A 5,895-nucleotide genomic window follows, 5' to 3' on the forward strand; every position below is an offset into this window, starting at 1 on the left:
TTATTTTATAAATTATTTTATAAATTATTTTTTTTTATTTTTTTTTTTTTTTTTTTTTTTTTTTTTTTTAAATGTTTTAATTTTTTAATAAATCAATTCATTAAATTTAAATACAAATATTAAATATAATACTAAGTACAAATATTAAAATATATAAAAAAATATCAATTTTTTTTTAAAATAGCTATTTAATATTTAACTTATTGCTTTTAGCTATTATTACTATTTTTAAATATTTAAATATTATTTTTAGACACTAATTAATTTTTTAATCATTTTAATATTTTTAATCTTTTTATTATTTTTAATATTTTTAATCATTTTAATATTTTTAATATTTTTAGGGGGTTTATTTAATGAATAAAGAAATTTTTTGGGAATTAATTGGTGATTCTTTTAAAGAAGCAAATTGGGATAGTGAAAAAGAAATAGAAATCTTAATAAACAAATTATCCAAATATAATAAAGAAGAGATATTAAAATTTGCAAAGATCTATCAAATTTATTCAAATGAATCATATAAATCAAAATTATGGGCAGCAGCATATATTCTTAATGGAGGGTGTTCTGATGATTGTTTTGATTACTTTAGAGGATGGCTTATTTCACGAGGAGAAGAACCTTTTTTAAATGCTCTTTTAGATCCAGATTCAATAGTTGATTTAGATTTAGATGGCTCTGATTACTATGAAAATGAAGACATGCTTTCTGTTCCAGTCCATGCTTACAGTAAAAGTTTAGGTAGTGATGATCTTTTAATTGATAAGTTTTATGAGGATTTTAACAATCATAACTTAGATGAAATTGAGGAAAAAGAAATCATAGATTCCATAAATTTTGCAGAAGACGTTGATATGGAATGGAATGAAGATGATGAAAACGAGCTTAGAAAGATTCTTCCAAGATTATATGAGAAATTTTGGTAAAATGTGAAATTTGTTTCTTTTTAATATTTTTAGTTTATAGATATAATGTATAGAAAACGCAAAATAATATCAAATCAATTGTTTCATTTGTCTTAATAATGTGATTAAATAAATAGAATTAATGTAACAAATGATATTTCGCCTTAAATTCAGAAGTTAAATCAAAAATTAATCAATCATAAGATAAATTTTGGAGCATAAAAATATCTCACTATTAATTTAGAACAATAGGGTTCTAAAATGTGCATAACACACTAAAATTTAAAAGGATGTATTCCCTATGGAAGAAAAAGACATTAAACTAACCGAAACATTACTATATACTGGACCAGATGGTGCCGTAACCTTAGAAGTAATAATAGACCAAAAAAACCAAACAATGTGGGCTAGTCAAAAAACTATGGCAGAATTATTTCAAAAAGATAGAAATACTATTAGTGAACATATTCAAAATATTTTTAAGACAGGTGAATTAGATGAAAATTCAGTTACCCGGAAATTCCGGTTAACTGCATCAGATGGTAAAAAATATAATACTCAAGTATATAATCTTGATGCTATGATTTCAGTAGGTTATCGAGTAAACTCTAAACAAGGTACACAATTTAGGATATGGGCTACAAATATCTTAAAAGATTACATGATTAAAGGTTTCGTATTAGACGATGAATTATTGAAAAATGGTACAAGATTTGGCAAAGATTACTTCGATGAACTACTCGAAAGAATTAGAAAAATAAGGACATCAGAAAGAAGATTTAACCAGAAAATCACTGATATTTATGCAACAAGTTATGATTATAACCTAAATGCTGAGCTTACAAAAGATTTTTTTGCAAATGTCCAGAATAAACTAATTTTTGCTGTAAGTGGCAACACCGCTGCTGAAATAATTGCGAGTAGAGCAGACAGTGAAAAACCATACATGGGATTAACAAATTGGAAAAATCCTCAAGGTCAAATTTTAATGAGTGATATTGTAATATCTAAAAATTATCTTAATGAAACTGAATTAGATAATTTAAATCGCATTGTTGAAGGATTTTTATTATTAGCTGAGCTTAGAGCTAAAAATCAGATTCCTACAAGCATGAAACAGTGGAAAAATGTTTTAGATGATTATATAAAACTAAATCAACTACTTCTTTTAGAAAATAAAGGAAAAATCACATCTAAAATGGCTATAGATATTGCAAAGAAACACTATGAAAAATTCATTGTTTTTCATGATAAAGAGTTTCAGTCTGATTTTGATAAAATGATTGATGAAATAAAAAGAATTGAAGGTAAAAATTTATAATAATTATGTATGGAATATATTCATGGAGAGACAACAAATGTGAAACAGCTAAAAAAACAATTGACAGTGAAAACAAATTAAAAAAATATTTTAAAAACAAATTCCACCAATTAGTAAAAAAGAACAATTATACTAACTATTGGTATAATTTAATCCCAGAAAAAAGAAATTATTATCGCAACCAACTAGGAATCACAACCAAAACATGAAAAAATTTATTATAATATCCATAAAAAAAATAACTAAAAAAATTAAAACTTATGCGAAACACTATAAAAATAAAAAGGAATAAAAAATAAAAAATATGGGGTCTGATATATATATAAAAAAAATTAAGAATTTAAGAGTTTATTCAAGATGTCTTGAGATAAATATATTATGATTTTCTAAAAGCACAGATGAAATTAGTTTTAATCCTAAATGGCTTAATAAAATCATTATATTTTAATTTAAGCTATTTCCATAAAGTCAATTTTTTTAATGATAATAATTTTTTGTTGGTTTTTTGCATTGTTAAAATTAAAACATTAATTTTTAGAATATTCTTTTTAAAGACCAAATAAATTGTACTTTTATAAAATACCAATATAATATACTCTAAACATACTAATTATATACTAAGCTTCTTCAATTTTTTCAATTATCAGACACCATGATAAAAAAACAAAACTTATCAAATTACCAAGGGTAATTTCCTTGATTACTGTATTTTAACAATTTTCCATTCCATGTTATAACAACACGATCACCATTTTCGTCAGGAATTATATCCATATCTATTGTGAAGTCTATTGCACTCATTATTCCATTGCCTCCTTTTTCGTGGATTAGTTCTTTTAATGCAGGACCATAGGTGTCTAGGACTTCGTGGAGTCGGTATAATATTGGATCTGTATTTCCTTTATATGGATGGTTAGAGAGGAATATTGTTTCTTCTTTTTTAATATCGAGTAGGGTTGCAAGTTTTTCACAGTATTCTTCTGGTACCCATTGTTGACCTAAAAGTGCACTTGTAAGCCATACTTTGTTGGTACCTAAATCTTTTGCTAAATTTTCAAATGTGTATCCTTTTGCTTTTATTGCTGCATTTATTACTTTAAGTTCATCTTCAAATTGTACTCGTTTTAAGTAGTCTTCATTAGTTAATGGAGTCATTGACATATTTATCACCAGATTAGTTAAATCCAATTTTTCATGGTTTGATTTTTTTCGAAATTCATCAAAGAAAGTCATTAAAAATTAATAACTATTTTTATTTTTTAAATCATAATCTGCTTTTATTTAAATCATAATATGCTTTTAAAAAAAATAGTTTCAAATTTTTAGATATAGGAAGTCGGAATCCGTATTCCTATATTGAATCTATTTTAAAAGTATATAAATGTTGCGAAAATGTTATTGTTAATGTTTTTAATTATTTAATTAGTTTTAAAATCTTTAATAATTTAAATATTAAATTTAATTAAAATATATAAAATTATATAAAAATATTTATTTACTTTTGATAAAACTACAAATTTGATTTTAATGATTTTTAGAAGAATTTGACTTAAAACAGAAATATTTATTTATCATTACCAATTTTTATCTTAAATAAACAAATTAACACAAAGTTTTTCACACATCATGTCCTGATTAAATCAAAGATTAAATCAAAATATATATTAATTAAAAAATAAATATTTATGATTGAATCAATTATTATTTGGTATTAGTTATTTGTCATTAATTTACTTATTACTCTTGCTAACCACTAAATTATTTTTTATTAAATTATTTATTATTTCATTATTTAATAGTTGATTGTTTAACTGTTTATTTTATTTTTTCATTCTTTTTTAGGTGATATATTGATTGTTGAAAATCAGATTAAAGATATTTTAAAAACTCGTAAAGTCCATTTAACTTTAATAGATCCAGATGAACAGAGTCCTGAAGATGCGGTTAAAATTGCTGAAGCTGCGATTAAAGGGGGTAGTGATGGTATAATGTTAGGAGGTTCTACTGTTGGTGGTGAACAGGTTGATGCAACATCTTATGCATTGTCTCAAGCTATTGATTTGCCAATAATTATTTTTCCAGGAAATACAAGTAATATAAGCAAATATGCAGATGCAATTTTTTTCATGAGTTTTTTAAATTCAAACAACCCTTATTGGATAATTGGTGCTCAAGCATTAGGTGCTTTAGAAGTTAAAAAAGCAGGTATTGAAGCCATTCCAATGGGTTATATGGTAGTTGAACCTGGAGGTACTGTTGGTTGGATTGGAGATGCTAAACTTGTTCCACGTAATAAACCAAAGATTCCAGCAGCATATTTAATGGCTGCAGAAGTATTAGGTATGAGATTTTTCTATTTAGAAGCTGGTTCAGGTGCAGATAAACATATTCCTAATAAAATGATTGCTTATGCTAAAAAATCTAGTGAAAACATGGTTTTAGTAGTAGGTGGAGGAATAAGAACAGCTGAAGATGCTTATGAAGTTGCAAAATCTGGTGCTGATGTGCTCGTCACAGGTACAGTAGTTGAAGAAACTGATGATGTTGAATCAAAAATAGCTGAAATTGTTGAAGCTATTAGAAGTGCTTCTGAATAATTTTTAAGTATTTTTTTAGGTATTTTTAAAGTATTTTTTATAAGTATTTTTTATAAGTATTTTTTATAAGTATTTTTTATAAGTATTTTTTATAAGTATTTTTTATAAGTATTTTCATGTGATAATATGGCTTTTGATTTTTTAAATGATGCTGAAAATTATAAATCTGCTGAACAATCGCATATTGGCATTACAATGGTTTTAGATAAGACTTTACCCCTATCTTATGCAAATAACTTAATGAAAATAGCTGGAAATTACATTGATTTTATTAAATTTGGATGGGGAACATCTATTCTTTACAATGAAGATATTTTTCAAGATAAAATCAATGTTTATAAATCTTTTAACATTGAACCTTACTGTGGAGGAACATTATTTGAAATAGCTATTATTAAAAACAAAATTGATGATTATTTTAACCATTTAAAAAAATACAATATTAATACAATTGAAATTTCAGATGGCTCAATTGACTTATCACTTGAAAAAAAGTTATACTACATTTCTAAAGCTAAAGATTATGGGTTTACTGTGCTATCTGAGGTAGGTAAAAAAGATGTTGAGAAAGATAAAGGTATTGGTTTAGATTTAAGAATTGAGATGATTAAAAATGAAATTAAAGCAGGATCCGATTTTATTATTTTAGAGTCTCGTGAAAGTGGAAAGGGCATTGGGATTTATGATTCAAATGGTATTCCTAAAGTATCTGATGTAGAAGAGATTGTTAATAAAATTGATTATAAAAAGCTTATTTGGGAAGCACCATTAAAAAATCAGCAAGTTTATTTTATTAAAAAATTAGGAGTAGATGTTAATTTAGGTAATATTAATCCTGATGAGACAATTTCTCTTGAAACAATTAGAAGAGGTTTTAGAGGAGATACTATAGATTTGTTGTTTTAATTTTTTTATTTTTTATTTTTTTTAATTAAATTTAAATATTTTAACCAATATATTTAATATATATTTAAAGAATTTCTTTTTTGAAAAACATATTTTTTAAAAGAACATATCTTATTTAAAAAATATAGATTTAATAGATATCAAATATGTTATATATGTGTATATA

The 5,895-nt window shown here is 24.3% G+C and carries 6 protein-coding genes; 5 read left to right on the top strand and 1 reads right to left on the bottom strand.

All coding sequences use genetic code 11. The annotated features are described in order from the left end of the window. Positions 1–356: 356 nt before the first annotated feature. From MBCUR_RS00520 to MBCUR_RS00530, 3 genes are all read left to right on the top strand, one after another. Positions 357–926 carry a DUF4240 domain-containing protein gene (locus MBCUR_RS00520; protein ID WP_067088880.1) on the top strand — a complete coding sequence of 190 codons (570 nt, stop codon included), beginning with the start codon at positions 357–359 and terminating at the stop codon, positions 924–926. 280 nt (positions 927–1,206) lie between these two features. Beyond that, positions 1,207–2,226: a virulence RhuM family protein gene (locus tag MBCUR_RS00525; RefSeq protein WP_067088883.1), complete on the top strand. Its 1,020-nt coding sequence runs from the start codon at positions 1,207–1,209 to the stop codon at positions 2,224–2,226. Between the two features lie 5 nt (positions 2,227–2,231). Continuing rightward, positions 2,232–2,435: a hypothetical protein gene (locus tag MBCUR_RS00530; RefSeq protein ID WP_067088885.1), complete on the top strand. Its 204-nt coding sequence runs from the start codon at positions 2,232–2,234 to the stop codon at positions 2,433–2,435. A 469-nt stretch (positions 2,436–2,904) separates the two neighbouring features. On the opposite strand, the gene cynS is transcribed toward MBCUR_RS00530, so the two are convergent. Further along, a complete protein-coding gene (gene cynS / locus MBCUR_RS00535; protein WP_211265109.1) occupies positions 2,905–3,387 on the bottom strand; it encodes a cyanase in 483 nt (160 codons plus the stop codon). 689 nt (positions 3,388–4,076) lie between these two features. Here cynS and MBCUR_RS00540 point away from each other — a divergent pair. Further along, complete coding sequence (locus tag MBCUR_RS00540; protein WP_394329070.1) at positions 4,077–4,823, top strand: geranylgeranylglyceryl/heptaprenylglyceryl phosphate synthase; 747 nt, start codon at positions 4,077–4,079, stop codon at positions 4,821–4,823. Between the two features lie 126 nt (positions 4,824–4,949). Continuing rightward, a complete protein-coding gene (locus tag MBCUR_RS00545) occupies positions 4,950–5,729 on the top strand; it encodes a phosphosulfolactate synthase (RefSeq protein WP_067088891.1) in 780 nt (259 codons plus the stop codon). Positions 5,730–5,895 lie beyond the last annotated feature (166 nt).

It is taken from the genome of Methanobrevibacter curvatus, from assembly GCF_001639295.1.
In the GTDB taxonomy this organism is placed as follows: Archaea; Methanobacteriota; Methanobacteria; order Methanobacteriales; family Methanobacteriaceae; genus Methanoflexus; species Methanoflexus curvatus.